13 protein-coding genes and 2 pseudogenes are annotated in these 16,584 nt (G+C 71.7%); 5 read left to right on the plus strand and 10 right to left on the minus strand.

Annotated elements, in window-relative coordinates:
• Positions 1 to 157: 157 nt before the first annotated feature.
• The gene (locus QMZ92_RS34710; protein WP_283301759.1) at positions 158 to 1,339 is read right to left on the minus strand and encodes a TerD family protein; all 1,182 of its coding nucleotides are present in this window, start codon (positions 1,337 to 1,339) and stop codon (positions 158 to 160) included.
• Positions 1,340 to 1,675: 336 nt separating this feature from the next.
• On the opposite strand from QMZ92_RS34710, the gene QMZ92_RS34715 reads away from it, so the two are divergent.
• On the plus strand, positions 1,676 to 3,097 hold the full coding sequence (locus QMZ92_RS34715; protein WP_283301761.1) for an NCS2 family permease: 1,422 nt from the start codon (positions 1,676 to 1,678) through the stop codon (positions 3,095 to 3,097).
• Here QMZ92_RS34715 and QMZ92_RS34720 read toward each other — a convergent pair.
• The 4 genes and pseudogenes from QMZ92_RS34720 to QMZ92_RS34735 form a co-directional block, all read right to left on the minus strand.
• Positions 3,090 to 3,518, minus strand: coding sequence for a hypothetical protein (locus QMZ92_RS34720; RefSeq protein WP_283301764.1), 429 nt, complete (start codon positions 3,516 to 3,518; stop codon positions 3,090 to 3,092). The two genes, QMZ92_RS34715 and QMZ92_RS34720, sit on opposite strands and share 8 nt — an antisense overlap.
• 70 nt (positions 3,519 to 3,588) lie before the next feature.
• Entirely contained in the window at positions 3,589 to 5,034 is a 1,446-nt protein-coding gene (locus QMZ92_RS34725; protein ID WP_283301766.1) for a peptidoglycan D,D-transpeptidase FtsI family protein, read from the minus strand.
• 205 nt (positions 5,035 to 5,239) lie between these two features.
• A pseudogene (locus QMZ92_RS34730) lies at positions 5,240 to 5,707 on the minus strand (GNAT family N-acetyltransferase); the annotation flags it as partial.
• A 268-nt stretch (positions 5,708 to 5,975) separates the two neighbouring features.
• The gene (locus QMZ92_RS34735) at positions 5,976 to 6,746 is read right to left on the minus strand and encodes an IclR family transcriptional regulator (RefSeq protein WP_283301767.1); all 771 of its coding nucleotides are present in this window, start codon (positions 6,744 to 6,746) and stop codon (positions 5,976 to 5,978) included.
• A gap of 117 nt (positions 6,747 to 6,863) precedes the next feature.
• Between QMZ92_RS34735 and QMZ92_RS34740 the strand changes: the two genes are divergently transcribed.
• On the plus strand, positions 6,864 to 8,396 hold the full coding sequence (locus QMZ92_RS34740) for an aldehyde dehydrogenase (NADP(+)) (protein ID WP_283301769.1): 1,533 nt from the start codon (positions 6,864 to 6,866) through the stop codon (positions 8,394 to 8,396).
• Between the two features lie 265 nt (positions 8,397 to 8,661).
• Complete coding sequence (locus tag QMZ92_RS34745; RefSeq protein WP_283301771.1) at positions 8,662 to 9,705, plus strand: aminotransferase class V-fold PLP-dependent enzyme; 1,044 nt, start codon at positions 8,662 to 8,664, stop codon at positions 9,703 to 9,705.
• Positions 9,706 to 10,245: 540 nt separating this feature from the next.
• Here the strand turns inward: QMZ92_RS34745 and thpD are convergent.
• The 4 genes from thpD to ectA all read right to left on the minus strand — a co-directional run bounded on the left by thpD (position 10,246) and on the right by ectA (position 13,484).
• Positions 10,246 to 11,136, minus strand: coding sequence for an ectoine hydroxylase (gene thpD, locus QMZ92_RS34755; RefSeq protein WP_283301772.1), 891 nt, complete (start codon positions 11,134 to 11,136; stop codon positions 10,246 to 10,248).
• Between the two features lie 2 nt (positions 11,137 to 11,138).
• Complete coding sequence (locus QMZ92_RS34760; protein ID WP_283301774.1) at positions 11,139 to 11,537, minus strand: ectoine synthase; 399 nt, start codon at positions 11,535 to 11,537, stop codon at positions 11,139 to 11,141.
• Between the two features lie 58 nt (positions 11,538 to 11,595).
• Positions 11,596 to 12,864, minus strand: coding sequence for a diaminobutyrate--2-oxoglutarate transaminase (gene ectB / locus QMZ92_RS34765; protein ID WP_283301776.1), 1,269 nt, complete (start codon positions 12,862 to 12,864; stop codon positions 11,596 to 11,598).
• Positions 12,865 to 12,989: 125 nt separating this feature from the next.
• Positions 12,990 to 13,484 carry a diaminobutyrate acetyltransferase gene (gene ectA, locus QMZ92_RS34770; RefSeq protein ID WP_283301778.1) on the minus strand — a complete coding sequence of 165 codons (495 nt, stop codon included), beginning with the start codon at positions 13,482 to 13,484 and terminating at the stop codon, positions 12,990 to 12,992.
• Between the two features lie 632 nt (positions 13,485 to 14,116).
• Between ectA and QMZ92_RS34775 the strand changes: the two genes are divergently transcribed.
• The gene (locus tag QMZ92_RS34775; protein WP_283301779.1) at positions 14,117 to 15,205 is read left to right on the plus strand and encodes an amidohydrolase family protein; all 1,089 of its coding nucleotides are present in this window, start codon (positions 14,117 to 14,119) and stop codon (positions 15,203 to 15,205) included.
• A 310-nt stretch (positions 15,206 to 15,515) separates the two neighbouring features.
• The gene (locus QMZ92_RS34780; RefSeq protein ID WP_283301781.1) at positions 15,516 to 16,433 is read left to right on the plus strand and encodes an SCO1860 family LAETG-anchored protein; all 918 of its coding nucleotides are present in this window, start codon (positions 15,516 to 15,518) and stop codon (positions 16,431 to 16,433) included.
• A 19-nt stretch (positions 16,434 to 16,452) separates the two neighbouring features.
• On the opposite strand, the pseudogene QMZ92_RS34785 reads toward QMZ92_RS34780, so the two are convergent.
• Positions 16,453 to 16,584: pseudogene (locus QMZ92_RS34785) on the minus strand (IS982 family transposase); the annotation flags it as partial.

The following is a 16,584-nucleotide window of genomic DNA, read 5'->3' on the forward strand; positions in this document are numbered from 1 at the left end:
CCTGCGGCGCTGTCCCTGCCCGCCCACCACCGAGGAACCCGTTGGAGACCCCGACCCGAGCGTCGGGCCCAAGCCATGCCCACTCAACGACCAGGGGCCGACCGCACCAATCCTCCGCCATCACCCCAGCTCAACCACTCGAAGCGAAACGGGGAGGCTAGAGCGATTGGGCGGCGGGCTTGACCATGCCCCGGACCGTACGGGACTTCACGAACTCGCCCATGGCCGTCATCTCCCACTCGCCCGAGTACTGGCGGATGAGCTTCGCCATCATCACCCCGGTCTGCGGTTCGGCGCTGGTGAGGTCGAAGCGGACGAGCTCCTCGCCCGAGGCGGCGTCGATCAGCCGGCAGTACGCCTTGGCGACCTCGGTGAACTTCTGGCCCGAGAAGGAGTTCACCGTGAAGACCAGTCCCGTGACGTCGGAGGGGAGCCTGCCCAGGTCCACGACGATCACCTCGTCGTCGCCCGCGCCCTCCCCGGTCAGATTGTCGCCGGAGTGCTTGATCGCGCCGTTCAGGATCGACAGTTTGCCGAAGTAGCAGCTGTCGAGGTGGTTGCGCTGCGGACCGTACGCGATCACGGAGGCGTCCAGGTCGATGTCCCGGCCGCGGTAGGCGGGCTCCCAGCCGAGGCCCATCTTGACCTGGGAGAGCAGTGGGCGGCCGCCCTTGACCAGGGAGACGGTCTGGTTCTTCTGGAGACTGACCCGGCCCTTGTCGAGGTTGATCTTGCCGGAGCCGGCCGGGGCCGCGGACGCGGCGGGTGCCGCGGGTGCCTGCGCCGGGGGTGCCGCCGCCGCCGGGGAGGGCGCCGGAGCGGGCACGGCGGCCGGTTCCTCGTCGACGGAGACGCCGAAGTCGGTGGCGATGCCGGCCAGCCCGTTCGCGTACCCCTGGCCGACGGCACGGGCCTTCCACGCCCCGTTCCGCAGGTAGATCTCCACGATGACAAGGGCGGTCTCCGCGCCCAGACGCGGCGGGGTGAAGGTCGCCAGCGCCGCGCCGCCGTCGGCGTCGCGGATCGTGGCGGTGGGCTCGATGCCCTGGAAGGTCTGCCCCGCCGCGTCCGGGCTGGCGGTGACGACGATCTTCTCGATTCCGGCCGGAACCGCCGCGGTGTCGACGACGATCGCGTCCGGCGCGGAGCCGCCGCCCGACCGGTACGTCACTCCGGGGCCCGAGGGCTGGTTGTAGAAGATGAAATCGTCGTCTGAGCGCACCTTGCCGTCGGCGGTGAGCAGCAGGCCCGATACGTCGAGCCGCACCGGAGCGGCGACGTCCACCGCCACGCGGGCGGCGGCCAGGGGGATGTTCGAGCCGGGGGTCATAGCTGTCATGACTGGGGTAACGAGCGAGGTCGCTTTGCCGTTCCCTTACCTTCGGCCGAACTGGTACGGACGGTGGACAGCGGACGGTGCCCGGTCCTCCGGTTCCCCGGCCCGGTGTGGCCGGCGGGCGGCCCGGCCGTGAACGGCCCGCCCGGACCACGGAGCCGACGCGGCGCCCGGCACCGGCCCGCGACGGCGCCGGGCAACGGTGGGTCCCGGTCGCCCCGGCGGTCCAGTCGGGTAACGCCGTGGCCAAGTAACGTGGCGAAAACCTGAAGGCCGCTCCCGGCGGGCAAAATCCAGCCGTCCGACACGCGTGGAACCGTCACCCGCCGAGGAGAGCCCATGCCGGAAACCCCAGCGCGAAACACCTTCGACCGCTACTTCCGCATCTCTGAACGGGGGTCGACCGTCGCCCGCGAAGTGCGGGGCGGCATCGCCACGTTCTTCACGATGGCCTACATCCTCGTGCTCAACCCGATCATCCTCGGCAGCGCCCAGGACAAGTTCGGCAACCAGCTGTCCACTCCCCAGCTGGTCACCGTCACCGCCCTGGTGGCCGCCGTGATGACCGTGATCATGGGCGTCGGCGGCAACGTGCCGATCGCCATCGCGGCCGGCCTCGGCCTCAACGCCCTCGTCGCCTACCAGATCGCGCCACTGATGAGCTGGCCCGACGCGATGGGCCTGGTGGTGATCGAGGGCATCGTCATCTCCGTCCTCGTCGTCACCGGGCTGCGCGAGGCGATCATGCACGCCATCCCGCAGCAGCTGAAGCAGGCCATCAGCGTCGGCATCGGGATGTTCATCGCCTTCGTCGGGTTCGTCGACGCGGGCTTCGCGACCCGCATCCCCGGCGAGACGGGCACCGTGCCCGTCCAGCTCGGCGCCACGGGCCACCTGTCGGGCTGGCCGGTGCTCGTCTTCTGCCTCGGCGTGCTGCTGACCATCTCCCTGGTGACCCGTAAGGTGCGCGGCGCGATCCTGCTGTCCATCGTCACGATGACCGTCGTCGCCATCGTCATCGACGCGATCGCCGACATCGCCCCGCCCGCCTGGGGGCTGACCGTGCCGTCCATCCCGGACGACCTGCTGGCCCTGCCGGACTTCGGACTCGTGGGCTCCTTCAGCCTCTTCGGAGCCTTCGAGCAGGTCAGTGCCGTCACCGTCGTCCTGCTGGTGTTCACCCTCGTTCTCAGCGACTTCTTCGACACCATGGGCACGGTCGTCGGGGTCTCCAACGAGGCCGGGCTGCTCGACGAGAAGGGGAACGTGCCGAACCTGGGGCGGATCCTGCTCATCGACGGCGCTGCCGCGACCGCGGGCGGTCTGGCCTCCGCCTCCTCCGCGACGTCCTACGTCGAGTCCGCCGCCGGTGTCGGCGAGGGCGCCCGTACGGGCTTCGCCAACGTGGTCACGGGCGCGCTCTTCGGCCTGGCCCTGCTGCTCACCCCGCTCGCCACGGTGGTGCCCGCCCAGGCGGCCGCCCCCGCCCTGGTCGTGGTCGGCTTCCTGCTGATGACCCAGGTGCGGCACATCGACTGGCTGTCGTACGAGATCGCCATCCCCGCGTTCCTGACGATCGCCGTGATGCCGTTCACGTACTCCATCACCAACGGCATCGGCGCTGGCTTCATCGCCTACGTCGTCCTCAAGACGGTGCTGGGCAAGGCACGGGAGGTGAACGCGCTGCTGTGGGTCACGGCGGCGCTGTTCGTCGTGTACTTCGCGATCGACCCGATCGAGCAGCTGATCGGCCTCAGGTAGCGGCACGCCGTGCCTCGTGTCGGAGGGCCAGGCCCGTCGCCAGCGCGCCGAGGCCCTCCCAGAGGCCCACGCCGAGGAAACCGGCCGGTGCTCGCCCGCCGATCACGGCCAGGGTGAAGACGGTGCAGGTCAGCAGGCGGAACGGGACCGTCCAGCGAAAGAAGGGGCGCCAGTCGGAGAGCGCGGCCAGGACGTAGTACACGCCCATGTTGAGCGCGGCCATCGAGGACGCGGTCAGAAAGACCACCGTGTGGTCCCCCTCCGTCCGTGCGGGGTCCGGCACCGCCTCGAAGCCCGTCAACGAGAGCAGTGCGTCCGGGGCGACCAGTCCCGTCACGCCCATGGCGGCGGCGAGAAGACCGAACACGGCCATGGTCCAGCCGGACAGGGAGCGGGGCAGTGGCTGCACGAAGTCCTCCATGCGCAAGAGAAGTTGACGCTCGAACGGCTCCTGCATACCGCCTGCCCCGTTCCCGGCCGCGTGCGGGGGGCTACTTCAGCGCCGCCCGCATCATCTTCTCCGCCACCGGCGCAGCGAGCCCGTTGCCGCTCACCTCGGAGCGGGCCGCCCCGGAGTCCTCGACGATCACCGCGACCGCCACCTCCTTGCCGTCGGCGGCCTTGGCGTACGAGGTGAACCAGGCGTACGGCGTCTTGCTGTTGTTCTCGCCGTGCTGGGCCGTTCCCGTCTTGCCGCCGACCTCGGTGCCGTCGATCCGGGCGTTGCTGCCCGTGCCGTCCTCGACGACCGTGACCATCGCGCTGCGCAGCTGCTCGGCCGTCTCCGAGGAGACGATGCGCTCGGTCTCGGAGTCCGGGTACTCCTGCAGCGTGGTCCCGTCCGTGTCCACGACCTCGGACACCATATGCGGTGACGCCATGAGACCGTCGTTGGCCAGGGCGGCGGACACCATGGCGATCTGCAGGGGAGTGGCTGTGACCTCGAACTGCCCGATGCCCGTCAACGCCGTCTGGGCATCGTCCATGTTCGTCGGGTACACACTCTTCGCGGCGCGCACGGGGACGTCCTGCTCGGAGTCGTTGAAACCGAACCTCTCCGCCATCGCCCGGACCTTCTCCTTGCCGAGCTGCTCCGCCATCTTCCCGAAGACGTTGTTGCACGAGTACCGCAGCGCGGTGCGGATCGTGGCGTTCTCGCACGGCGCGGACGCGTTCTCGTTGACCAGTACCGTCCTGGTGTGCGGCAGCGTGTAGGGCTGAGGGCTGTCGGTCGGCTCGTCCACGGAGTCGTACAGGCCGTCCTCCAGCGCGGCGGCGGCGACCACGAGCTTGAAGGTCGAACCGGGCGGCAGCGGCTGTCGCAGGGCCCGGTTGACCATGGGCTGGTCCTCGTCCCCGGTGAGCCGCTGCCACGCCTCGCCGTCCGTGGTCCCGCTGATCTCCGACGGGTCGTACGACGGGGTGCTCACCACCCCGAGGATCCGTCCGGTCTTCGGGTCGACGGCGACCGCGGCGCCCTTCTTGTCGCCGAGCGCCTCGAAACCCGCCTTCTGCACCGCGGGATCGATGGTGGTGAGGACGTCCCCCGGCTGGGCCCGCTTGCCGGTGAGCGCGTCCAGGGGGTTCTTCAGCCGGTTGTCCGTGCCGTCGAGCACATCGCCGTAGATGCCTTCGAGCTGTGTGGCCCCGTAGGCCTGTGAACTGTAGCCGGTTACGGGTGCGTACAGCGCGCCGTCCGTGTACGTGCGCTTGTACGCGAGATCGCCTCCCTCCGTCCGCTGCGAGCCGGTTACCGGGGAGCCGGCCACCACGATGTCGCCGAGCGGCTGCGCGTACCGCGCGATGGTGTTCCGCCGGTTGTGCTTGTCGTCCGCGAGGGCCTTGGCCTCGTAGCCCTGTACCCAGGTCGCCCGCAGCAGCAGGGCGAACACCAGGAGCAGGCTGAAGACCGCGGCGCGCCTGATCGTCTTGTTCATCCCGCAGTAGGACGAGCGGTACGGAGAGCTTCGTTCCGGATCGGCCGGTGTTCTCACCGGATCCTCATCCTCGGGAGGAGCCGCGGCGGCCCCCACGCGGGGGTCCGGTCGGCCCGCGGGGGGATCGGCCCGGGGCCCCGGCCACCCGGCCCGAGGGAGTCCCGCGACCGGGCGGCCGGCTGCCGGGAGACGGCCGCCGGCGGCCTCAGCCGTCGAGCCGCAGGAGCAGTTCCTCGGTCTCCTCGCCCCTGGCGTGGGCGAAGCCGCTGTCCCGCCCGGTCACCGTGAAACCGCACTTGACCAGTACCCGCAGGGAACCCGCGTTGTCGGCGGCCACGCGGGCGTGCAGCGGCCGTTCCGGCACGATCAGCAGCAGGGCGCGCAGCGCGGCCGTGGCCACACCCCGCCCCCACAGGGCGCGGTCGATCCAGTACGTCACCTCGCGTTCGCCCGGCGGTCCGTACACGGCGGCGTGCCCCGCCACTGCGCCGTCGACGAGGACGGTGCGGTTGACGTCGTCCGTGCCCAGGACCCGCTCCCAGTGGGCGTCGAACCGGGCCCGGTCGCCCGGGTCCTCGGCCGTGAACGCGGCCATGCGCCCGGCCTCGGGGTCCTGCATCAGCGTGAAGAGGACGTCGAGGTCGGTGGGCCGCACCTCCCGGAGTACGACCTCCGTCCGAGCCTCGCGAAGGGGGCCTTCCCCACCGGCAGGGTGGGGAGTGGCCTCTCCGGGCCGCTCTGACCTCAACCCGGCCCGCTGATCTGCGTCGTTCATCGGTACCTGTCTCTCTGCCGTGCTCGGCCTGTCGTGCGCGTAGTGATCGCGTGGCTGTGGCCAGGACGTTCCGCCGGTTCTCCGGCGGGTTGCGATCTCGGGCTCCACGCGGTGTGGTGCCCGAAGTACCAAGAGCCCGGCGACCGGGCCCGGCCCTGAGGAGACATCAGAGCCGCCGCGTGGCGAGCATCAGCCGGTCCCGCGCGTCGAACAGTGCGTCCTTGATCATCTGCTCGTGCGCGGGGGTCAGCCGGGCCACCGGCACCGAACAGCTGATCGCGTCGCGGGCCGGGGTGCGGTAGGGGACGGCCACGCCGAAGCAGCGCAGGCCCAGCGTGTTCTCCTCCCGGTCCACGGCGTAGCCCTGCTCGCGGATCTGCCGCAGCTCATCGATCAGCCGCTCGCGGTCGGTGACGGTGTGCTCGGTGAGCGCGGGCAGCGTCTCCGGGAGCATTCTCCGCACCTCTTCGTCGCTGTGGGTCGCCAGCAGCGCCTTGCCGAGCGAGGTGGAGTGCGCGGGCAGCCGGCGGCCGACGCGGGCGAACGGCCGCAGATAGTGCTGCGACTGGCGGGTGGCGAGGTACACGACGTTCGTACCGTCGAGCCGGGCCAGGTGGACGCTCTCCGCGGTGTCGTCCGAGAGCCGGTCCAGCGTGGGGCGCGCCGCCGCGACGACCTCGTCGCCGTCGATGTACGACGTGCCGACGAGCAGGGCCCGTACACCGATGCCGTAGCGGGTGCCGGTCGCGTCCGTCTCCACCCAGCCGAGCTCGACGAGGGTGCGCAGCAGCATGTACAGGCTGGACTTCGGATAACCGACGGCCTCCTGGACGGCTGCCAGCGAGTGCATTCCGGGGCGGCCCGCGAAGTGCTCGAGCAGTTCCACCGTCCGCACCGCTGACTTGACCTGTGCCCCACCCTGGTCGGCAGTCGCCATGGCCCTCAACCCTTCTTGACCGCGCAGAACGCCCGGAAATAGAGTCACCGTCGACCCCGCTATTCACCATCGGGAACCCTGTTCAGAATACCGAACGACTCGGGGAAGGAAGCCGCGGTGGGAGCAGCACCAGTCTGGAGTGTGGACCCCCGAACCGGGAAGCCGCGTGAGCAGGTTGCGGTCGAGGCCACGGCGGAGGAGGTCGACCGCGCGGTACGGTCCGCGGAGGCCGCCCGTGCCGCCCTGGGCGACCGCGTGGCCAGGGCCGCCCTGCTGCGGACCGCCGCGGACCTCCTGGACGAGTCGGGCCGGCACGTCATCGAGGCCGCCGATGCCGAGACCGCGCTCGGACCGGTCCGGCTGACCGGCGAACTCGCCAGGACCACGGCCCAGTTGCGGGCCTTCGCGGATGTGGTCGACGAGGGCTCCTTCCTGGACATCCGCATCGACCGCGCCGACCCCGCACGCACCCCGCCATGGCCCGACCTGCGCCGCTGGAAGATCCCGCTCGGCGTGGTCGCCGTCTACGCGGCGAGCAACTTCCCCCTCGCCTTCTCCGTGCCCGGCGGCGACACCGCGAGCGCCCTCGCCGCCGGCTGCCCCGTGGTCGTCAAGGCCCACCCCGACCACCCGGCGACCTCCGAGCTGTGCGCGGCACTGCTGCGCGCGGCGGCCCGGCGCACCGGGCTGCCCGAGGACGTCGTCGTGCTGGTGCACGGCTTCGAGGCGGGCGTGGAGCTCGTGGGCCATCCGCTGGTCGCCGCGGCCGGGTTCACCGGTTCGGTGCGCGGCGGACGCGCCCTCTTCGACGCGGCCGCCGCCCGCCCGGTGCCGATCCCCTTCCACGGGGAACTCGGCTCCCTCAACCCGGTCGTGATCACCGAGGCCGCGGCCACGGAGCGCGCCGAGGACATCGGCAGCGGGCTGGCCGGCTCGATGACCCTGGGGGAGGGGCAGTTCTGCACCAAGCCAGGATTCGTCCTCGCTCCCGTCGGTGACGCGGGCGACCGGCTGCTGAAGTCCCTGACCGCCGCGGTGAGCGAGACCGACCCCGGGGTCATGCTCGACCACCGGATGCGGGACGCCTTCATCGCGGGCGTGGGCGAGCGGGCCGCACTGGAGGGCGTCGAGTCGCCCGTCACCCCCGGCGCGTGCGGCGACAACAGCGTCAGCGCCGGTTTCCTGACCGTGCCGGCCAGGCGGCTGACCGCGGAAGGACCGCACGACCTGCTCCTGGAGGAGTGCTTCGGCCCCGTCGCGGTCGTCGCCCGCTACCAGGGCACGGACGAGATCGAGGCGGTGCTGTCCCGGCTGCCGGGCAATCTCACGGCCACGCTGCACGTCTCCGAGGAGGAGGCCGGGGGCCCCGCCGCGGGACTGCTCGCCTCGCTCACCGCCCTGGCGGGCCGCGTCCTCGTCGACGGCTGGCCGACCGGCGTCGCCGTCGCCCCCGCGCAGCACCACGGAGGCCCCTACCCGGCCACCACGTCCACCTCGACCTCGGTCGGCGCCACCGCGATCGAGCGCTGGCTGCGGCCCGTCACCTACCAGTCGGCGCCGTCCGCCCTGCTCCCGCCCGAGTTGCGCGACGACAACCCGCTGGCGCTGCCGCGACGGGTCGACGGGCATCCGGAGGCTCCCCGAGGCTGACCGGGCGACCGGCGAGACGGACCTGCCCGAACTCCCTTCCCTCTGTTACCGGCCCGCCTGGCCGGACAGCCTCCGCGACGGCTCCCGACGACCCCGCCCGGTCCACCGGTCCGGGGCCGGCCCCGTCACGGCCTCCCGCGGGCCGGTCCTCGTCCCGGCGCGCGGCACGCGCCGGCCGCCCCGCGTCCCCGCGGCGGACGGGCGCGACCGCCGGCAGCGGGACGGATCACCCGGTGCGCCCGGACGCGCCGTAGGGTACGGACACATGGACACCCTGGGAGGCGCCGAGTTCGCGCCCACGTCGACGTACCTGAACACCTCGAGCTGTGGTCTGTGGCCGCGGCGCTCGGTGGAGGCCGTCGGAAGGCTCGCTCAGGAGATCGCCGACGGCCGCCCGGAGGGCTCGGGGAGCACCGGTGCCGTCGAGGCGGCCCGGGCCTCCTTCGCACGGTTGACGGGCGTGTCCGCGGACCGCGTGGCACTGGGCGGCTCCGTCGCCGTCCATGTGGGGCTGATCGCGGCGTCCCTCCCCGCCGGAGCCGAAGTCCTCGTCCCCGAGGGTGAGTTCAGCTCCATGGTCACCCCGTTCACCACCCGGGACCTGAAAGTGCGGTACGCCCCACTCGACTCGCTCGCCGAGGCGGTGGCGCCCTGCACCGCGCTGGTGGCCCTCTCCGCGGTTCAGTCCGCCGACGGCCGGATCGCGGACCTGCCCGCGGTGCGGGCCGCGGCGGCCGCGCACGGGGCGCGCGTCCTGCTGGATGCCAGCCAGGCCGCCGGCTGGCTGCCGCTGGACGCCGGTCGGTACGACTACACGGTCACGGGCGGGTTCAAGTACCTGATGTGCCCGCGCGGCGCCTCCTTCCTCACCGTCACCGAGGAGGCCCAGGAGTCGCTGGCCCCGGTGCACGCGGGGCTGTTCGCGGCCGAGGACCCGGAGGGCAGCGCGTACGGGCCCGTCGAGCGGTTCGCCCGTTCCGCCCGGCGCTACGACGAGCCGCCCTCGTACCTCGCCTACCACGCGGCCGCGCGGTCACTGCCGCTGCTGGAGGAGATCGGCATCGCGGCGGTCCACACCCACAACACCGCGCTCGCGGCCCGGTTCCGGGAGGGGCTGAGGGAACTCGGGCACGAGCCCGTACCCGGTGAATCGGGCATCGTCGCCGTGCCCGGACTCGGCGAGCGCCGGCCCCTGCTGGCCCGTGCCGGGATCGTCGTGTCGGCCCGCGCCGGCAATCTGCGGGCCTCCTTCCACCTCTACAACTCGGCGGCGGACGTCGACCGGGCGCTCGACGTGCTCTCGGGCTGAGGCGAGGGGGCCGACGGCCTGGCCGGGCCCGGCGCGACGGATGCGCCGGCGCTCCCGGTGCGCTCCGACGGGACCCGGGCCAAGGCGAACGTCGGTCCGGACCCGGGGCGGTCCGGTGCGCTTCCGGGCCGGGATGCCGGCGCCGCCGTGCGGTGGCGGCACTCCGCCGCGGCCTCCGCGCACGGATCGCCCTCGCCCTCGGCCGGCAGCCGGCCCGATTCGGTGCGCTCGACCTGATCCAGGACTGCGTGGCCGACCTCGTCTCCTACGGCGTGCTGTTCCCCGCCAACCCCGCCCTGCCGGCCCGGCTGAGGGCGGGCGGCCGTTCGACACCCCCGACGTCGCCACCTTCTTCGGCGGAGGGGAAAAGGCTGCACCGCCCCCCCCGGCTCTGGCCGGCCGAGCGCGGCCCGGGCACGGGAAGGGGCCGGCCGCATGAGCGGCCGGCCCCCTGCCCGCACCTCACGGTGGCCGCACCTCGGTGCGGCCACCGCGCTCCGACGCCGTGCTCCGGAGCGTCCCCCGGAACCGGCCCCGAGCTCACCTCACCGGTGTGAAGTCCCGCGCCCCGATGAAGTCCGGGCGCGGCACCGGTGCCGCGAACGGCTCCCGCGCGGCGTTCTCCACGCTGTTGAACACGATGAAGACGTTACTGCGCGCGTACGGGGTGATGTTGTCCCCGGAACCGTGCATCGCGTTGCAGTCGAACCAGGTCGCCGAACCGGCCTTGCCGGTGAACAGCCGGATGCCGTGCCGGTCGGCGAACGCGGTCAGCGCCTCGTCCGACGGGGTCCCGGCGTCCTGCATCTGCAGCGACTTCTTGTAGTTGTCCTTGGGCGTCTCACCGGCGCAGCCGAGGAAGGTCTTGTGCGAGCCGGGCATGATCATCAGCCCGCCGTTGGTGTCGTAGTTCTCGGTGAGGGCGATCGACACCGACACGGTCCGCATGTGCGGCAGCCCGTCCTCGGCGTGCCAGGTCTCGAAGTCCGAGTGCCAGTAGAAGCCCGAGGCCCCGAAGCCCGGCTTGACGTTGATCCGCGACTGGTGGACGTAGACGTCAGAGCCGAGGATCTGCCGCGCCCGGCCCACGACGCGCTCGTCGCGGACCAGGGCCCCGAAGATCTCGCTGATCTTGTGGACCTCGAAGACCGAACGGACCGACTGCGACTTCGGCTCGACGATCGAGCGCTCGTCGGCGCGGATCAGCGGGTCGTTGACCAGCCGGTCCAGCTCGGCGCGGTAGACGTCCACCTCGGCCGGGGTGATCAGCTCCGGCATCGCGAGGAAGCCGTCGTGTTCGTATCCCTGGAGATCGGCCGCCGAGATCGGGCCCGGCGCTCCGGGCGCTGACCACACGACCGGGTCCTGGCGGGGGACGGCCGTCTCCGTGGCGCCGCGGGTCGGGTAGAGATCGGTGATCGCGGTGGTCATGGTCAGCCCTCCTCGGTGAGCAGCGGATAGACGCCGTTCTCGTCGTGGTCCTCCCGCCCGGTGACGGGCGGGTTGAAGACGCAGACGCAGCGGAAGTCCGTCTTGGGACGCAGCGTGTGGCGCTCGTGGCCGTCCAGCAGGTACATCGTGCCGGGCTCGATCCAGTGCGCCTCACCGGTCTCGTCGTTCGTCAGCTCCGCCTCGCCCTCCACGCAGAGCACGGCCTCGATGTGGTTCGCGTACCACATCGACGTCTCCGTACCCGCGTACAGCACGGTCTCGTGGAAGGAGAAGCCGACCTTCTCCTTGGCGAGCACGATGCGCTTGCTCTCCCAGGTGCCGGACTTCGACTTGACGTGCCGGTCGGTGTTCTCGATGTCCTTGAGCGATCGGACGATCACGGTGTGTTCAGAACCTTTCTTTTCCTCGCCGTACGGGTAGGCCGCCGCGGGGGCGGCGTCAGGCGGTCTCGCGGACGGCTCGGGCCAGCGTGCGCAGGCCCTCGTCCAGTTCGTCGGGCGTCACGGTGAGCGGCGGCAGCAGCTTCACCACCTCGCTCTCCGGCCCCGAGGTCTCGAGCAGCAGACCGAGGTCGAACGCCCGGGCGCAGACCGCCGAAGCACGGCTCTTGTCGGTGAACTCCAGGCCCCAGACCAGACCGCGGCCGCGGTAGTGGGTGCCGAGGGCGGAGTTCTCGTCGCAGATGCCCAGGAGGGCCTGCTCGACCTGCTCGCCGCGGGCGATGGTCTGCTTCTCCATCTGCCCGTCGGCCCAGTACGTGCCCAGCGCGGCGGCCGCCGTGACGAAGGCCGGGTTGTTGCCGCGGAACGTCCCGTTGTGCTCGCCCGGCTCCCAGACGTCCAGCTCCGGGTTGAACAGGCAGAGCGACATGGGCAGGCCGTAGCCGCTGATGGACTTCGACAGGGTGACGATGTCCGGGGTGATGCCCGCCTCCTCGAAGGAGAAGAAGGCACCGGTGCGGCCGCAGCCCATCTGGATGTCGTCGACGATGAGCAGCATGTCCTGGCGCCGGCACAGATCGGCCAGCGCGCGCAGCCACTCGGCGCTGGCGACGTTGATGCCGCCCTCGCCCTGCACGGTCTCGACGATGACCGCGGCGGGCTTGTTCAGCCCCGACCCCTGGTCCTCGAGCAGTCGCTCGAACCAGAGGAAGTCCTGGACCTGGCCGTCCAGGTAGTTGTCGAACGGCATGGGGGTGCCGTGGACCAGCGGGATGCCGGCGCCGGCGCGCTTGAAGGCGTTGCCGGTCACGGCGAGGGAGCCGAGCGACATCCCGTGGAAGGCGTTGGTGAAGGAGACGATCGCCTCACGGCCCTTCACCTTCCGGGCCAGCTTCAGCGCCGCCTCGACGGCGTTGGTTCCGGTCGGGCCGGGGAACATCACCTTGTACGGCAGGTCACGCGGCCGCAGCACGACGTTCTGGAAGGTCTCCAGGAAGGCGCGTTTGGCGGTCGTCGCCATGTCCAGGCCGTGGGTGATGCCGTCGCGCTCCAGGTAGTCCAGCAGCGCGCGTTTCAGCACGGGGTTGTTGTGGCCGTAGTTGAGTGATCCGGCGCCGGCGAAGAAGTCCAGGTAGGTGTGACCGTCCTCGTCGGTGAGGCGTGCGCCCTGCGCGCGGTCGAACACGGCGGGCCAACCGCGGCAGTAGCTGCGCACCTCCGACTCCAGGGTCTCGAAGACACTCAGGGCGGGCGGGGTGATGGTCACAGCGTTTCACTCCTGATAGGGGGGGGCGGACGGAGCTGGGATGCGGGTCGTGCGGTGGTCGCGCCGGGCGGGCCGGAGCCGGCCCTGCGCGGAAAGCGGGTCCGGGAGCGGCCGGTCCACCGGTCTCAGTCGCCGATGGGGCCGATGCGGTACAGCACCTCGGGCTTGTGTCCCCCGTCGGGGAAGAGCCCGCCGTCGAACAGGACCTCGCGGTCCAGTGACGCGCCGTGCCGGGCCGCGTACGAGGTGAAGAGGCGGTCCGAGGCGGTGTTGTCCGGAGTGACGGTCGTCTCGACCGCGCGGACTCCGCGCGGGACGACTCGGTGGGTGAGCGCGTCGAGGAGCGTGCCGGCCAGTCCGCGGCCGCGGTGCTCCCCGTCGACGGCGACCTGCCAGACGACCAGTACGTCCGGCCGCTCGGGCCGGATGTAGCCGGTGACGAAGGCGATCGGCTCACCGTCCGGGCCGCGGGCCACCACGGAGGTCGCGGCGAAATCGCGGCACCACAGCAAATAGCTGTACGAGGAGTTGAGGTCCAGGACCTCGGAGTCGCGGGCGATACGCCAGATGGCGGCTCCGTCCTCCACGCTCGGGCTGTCGATGCTCAATGCGGTGGTCATGCGGATTGAATTTACCGAGCAAATTCGTAAATTGCATCGTGGAGAGGGGTTGGCGGGGCTTGATCCGTGTGCTATCGCGCGGGCGCGCGCCCTGGCGCGAGTCGGGGGCGAACTCTCCGCATTTGACCGGGAGTTATCGGACATAAAAACATCTGTGTGGTGTCCGTCACACGGCCGTAATGCCCGTGGAGCGGCCCCCCGGGCCGCGTGGGAACTCATGTGTTTAGGGTCCGAAAAAGCGGGCAGACGAATGCAGGGCGCCACTCGCGATAAAGCAGTTACCCGTGCATTCATTTAATAATGCGCTGTTTATTTTTCGCTGAGATCGAGAAGGAGTCGGAGGGAATTGCTTCTGCCGGGTTTCCGTGACCGCGCGGCGGGCGCCGGCGACATCCGCGGCACGGCCGTGTTCGCCGGGCGCCGTCCCCCCGGCGCGGTGAGTGAGGAGGGCGTCACGCCGCGGCTCGGTGGACGGGAGGACGGCGACCCGCCGTCCGACGGCCGCGAAACGCGCGGCGGTCCGCGGGTTCGGGTCCGGGTACGGATGGGGTACGGCGGTGCTCGCTCCGCTCGGACGGATGCTCGGTGGTCTCCTCGGTCGAGGGTGTGGCGGGGCTCGTAGAGTGCTGGGCATGAGCGATGGCGCGGTGCTGCATGTCAAGGGGCGGGTGCTCGTCGGACCGGACGACGTACGGGACGAGCTGTGGGTGGTCGGCGGCCGCGTCACTCACCGGCGCCCGGCAGCCGGGGACGTCCGCACCGTCCGGGGCTGGGCGATCCCCGGCCTGGTCGACGCCCACTGCCACGTCGGGCTCGACCGGCACGGCGCGGTGGACGAGGCGACCAGCGAGAAGCAGGCGCTGACCGACCGCGACGCCGGCACCCTCCTCATCCGCGACGCCGGATCTGCCGCGGACACCCGCTGGATCGACGACCGCGAGGACCTCCCGAGGATCATCCGCGCCGGTCGGCACATCGCCCGCACCCGCCGCTACATCCGCAACTACGCCCACGAGATCGAGCCCGAGGACCTCGTCGCCTACGTGGCCCGGGAGGCCCGGCGCGGCGACGGCTGGGTCAAGCTCGTCGGCGACTGGATCGACCGGGAGGTCGGCGACCTCACCGCCTGCTGGCCGCGCGGCGCCGTCGAGGCCGCCATCGCCGAGGCGCACCGCCTCGGCGCCCGGGTCACCGCGCACTGCTTCGCCGAGGACTCGCTGCGCGACCTCGTCGAGGCGGGCATCGACTGCATCGAGCACGCCACGGGACTGACCGAGGACCTGATCCCGCTCTTCGCCGAGCGCGGCGTGGCCATCGTCCCGACGCTGGTCAACATCGCCACCTTCCCGGAGCTCGCGGTCGGCGGCGAGAGCAAGTTCCCGCGCTGGTCGGACCATATGCGACGGCTCCACGAGCGCCGGTACGACACCGTCCGCTCGGCCTGGGACGCGGGTATTCCCGTCTACGTCGGCACCGACGCGGGCGGTTCCCTGCCGCACGGGCTCGTCGCCGCCGAAGTGGCCGAGCTGGTCAAGGCGGGCATCCCGGCGGTGGACGCGCTCTCCGCGACCGCCTGGCGCGCACGGAGCTGGCTCGGCCGGCCGGGTCTGGAGGAAGGCGCACCGGCGGACCTGGTCGTGTACGACAGCGACCCGAGAGCGGACGTACGGGTGCTGGCGGCGCCCCGGACGGTGGTGATGCGGGGACGCGTCGTCGGTTGACGGACAGTGACGCGGGCCGGTGCCGGCCCGTTGACCTCCTCCGGTGCCGGTCCGCCCCGCGGTGCGCGTCTTCCGGGACCGACCGGAGTGCGCTCCTCGCGCCCACCCTGCGGGGGACTCGGGGGGAACGCCCGTGCCCCGGTAATCGAATGCGGTCACGGAAACGTCACTTTGGAGTGAACTCACCCCAGGTGTCGGACGGTTCACTCTCGGTGCGTAAGTATTCCGGTGTTCCCGGTCGCCGCCGCCCCGCACGGTCCCTGTCGCGGGCATGCGGCGACGTCGTGTCTCCCGTGGGGGTTCCACCACCGTGAAGAGCAACACCTTCCGCATGCCCGTACGCCGTTCGACGGCCGCGGTGGCCGCCGCCGCGCTGGCCGTCGGGCCCGTGGCGCTCGCCGCTCCGGCCCGGGCGACGGGCGGCGGCGACGGACGGTCGAGCGCGGTCGTCCTCCGGACCGGCCTGGACGTCTCGCTGCTCAACAGGAGCGTCCAGGTACCGCTGAAGACGTCCCTCAACGAGGTCCAGGCGCCCGCGAGCGCCGAGAAGACCGCGCTGGCCGTCCAACTCGAGGGTGTCGACCAGGGCAGGCCGTTCAACGTGCTGCAGGCCGAGGTGGCGAGCGCGAAGGCCTTCGCCGACAGGGACAGCGCGGAGGGCCGGGTGGAACTCGCGCACGCCAAGGTGCACGTGCCGGGGTTGCCGCGGCTCTCCCTCGTCGAGGTCGGCCAGGTCAGGGCGGAGGCGGTCTGCGAAGCGGGGAAGAAGCCGCTCGCCCGGTCCGACCTGCTCGGTTCCGTCACGGTGCTCGGCAGGAAGACCACGGTGTCCACGGGCGGTCCGACCGAGGTCGAGGTGCCCGGCGTCGGCGTCGTCACCCTCGACCTGTCCCGTACCGGCACGACCTCGCGCACGGCCGCGGCCACGGCGCTCGAACTCAAGGTCTCCGTGAACCCGTTGAAGCTGAACGTCGCCGAGGTCGACGGCACGCTGACGCTGGCGGAGGCGACCTGCCAGACCCCGTCGGGCGAGTCCGTCGACGAACCGCCCGCCACGACGGCGCCCGACGTCAGGCCCCAGACCGGCGGGGAAGGGGCGAAGCCGCCCGCGACGGACGGCCTGGCGGCGACCGGCGGGGACGCGTCGATCCCGTGGTTCGCGGCGGGCTCGGTGGTCCTCCTCGCGGTCGGCGGCGGCGCGGTCGCCCTGGCCCGCCGCCGCGCCTAGATGAATGAGTCCGATGTTTTCAGTGGTCGTAGGCGATCAGTGATCGTTTGGTCTTGGCGTTGGTGGTCCAGTTGTGCCAGATGCCGGCGGCGAGGGCGAGGAGTCGTTGTCCTGTGCGGGCGAAGACTCCGGCTGGGGTTCTGCCGCCGTG

Origin of the sequence: Streptomyces sp. HNM0645, from assembly GCF_030056615.1 — a bacterium.
Lineage (GTDB): Bacteria > Actinomycetota > Actinomycetes > Streptomycetales > Streptomycetaceae > Streptomyces > Streptomyces marianii.

Coding starts and splice junctions, on each gene's coding strand:
- QMZ92_RS34710 (WP_283301759.1), bottom strand. CDS start 1,339: ATGACAGCTATGACCCCCGGCTCGAACATCCCCCTGGCCGCCGCCCGC.
- QMZ92_RS34715 (WP_283301761.1), top strand. CDS start 1,676: ATGCCGGAAACCCCAGCGCGAAACACCTTCGACCGCTACTTCCGCATC.
- QMZ92_RS34720 (WP_283301764.1), bottom strand. CDS start 3,518: ATGGAGGACTTCGTGCAGCCACTGCCCCGCTCCCTGTCCGGCTGGACC.
- QMZ92_RS34725 (WP_283301766.1), bottom strand. CDS start 5,034: ATGAACAAGACGATCAGGCGCGCCGCGGTCTTCAGCCTGCTCCTGGTG.
- QMZ92_RS34735 (WP_283301767.1), bottom strand. CDS start 6,746: ATGGCGACTGCCGACCAGGGTGGGGCACAGGTCAAGTCAGCGGTGCGG.
- QMZ92_RS34745 (WP_283301771.1), top strand. CDS start 8,662: ATGGACACCCTGGGAGGCGCCGAGTTCGCGCCCACGTCGACGTACCTG.
- thpD (WP_283301772.1), bottom strand. CDS start 11,136: ATGACCACCGCGATCACCGATCTCTACCCGACCCGCGGCGCCACGGAG.
- ectA (WP_283301778.1), bottom strand. CDS start 13,484: ATGACCACCGCATTGAGCATCGACAGCCCGAGCGTGGAGGACGGAGCC.
- QMZ92_RS34775 (WP_283301779.1), top strand. CDS start 14,117: ATGAGCGATGGCGCGGTGCTGCATGTCAAGGGGCGGGTGCTCGTCGGA.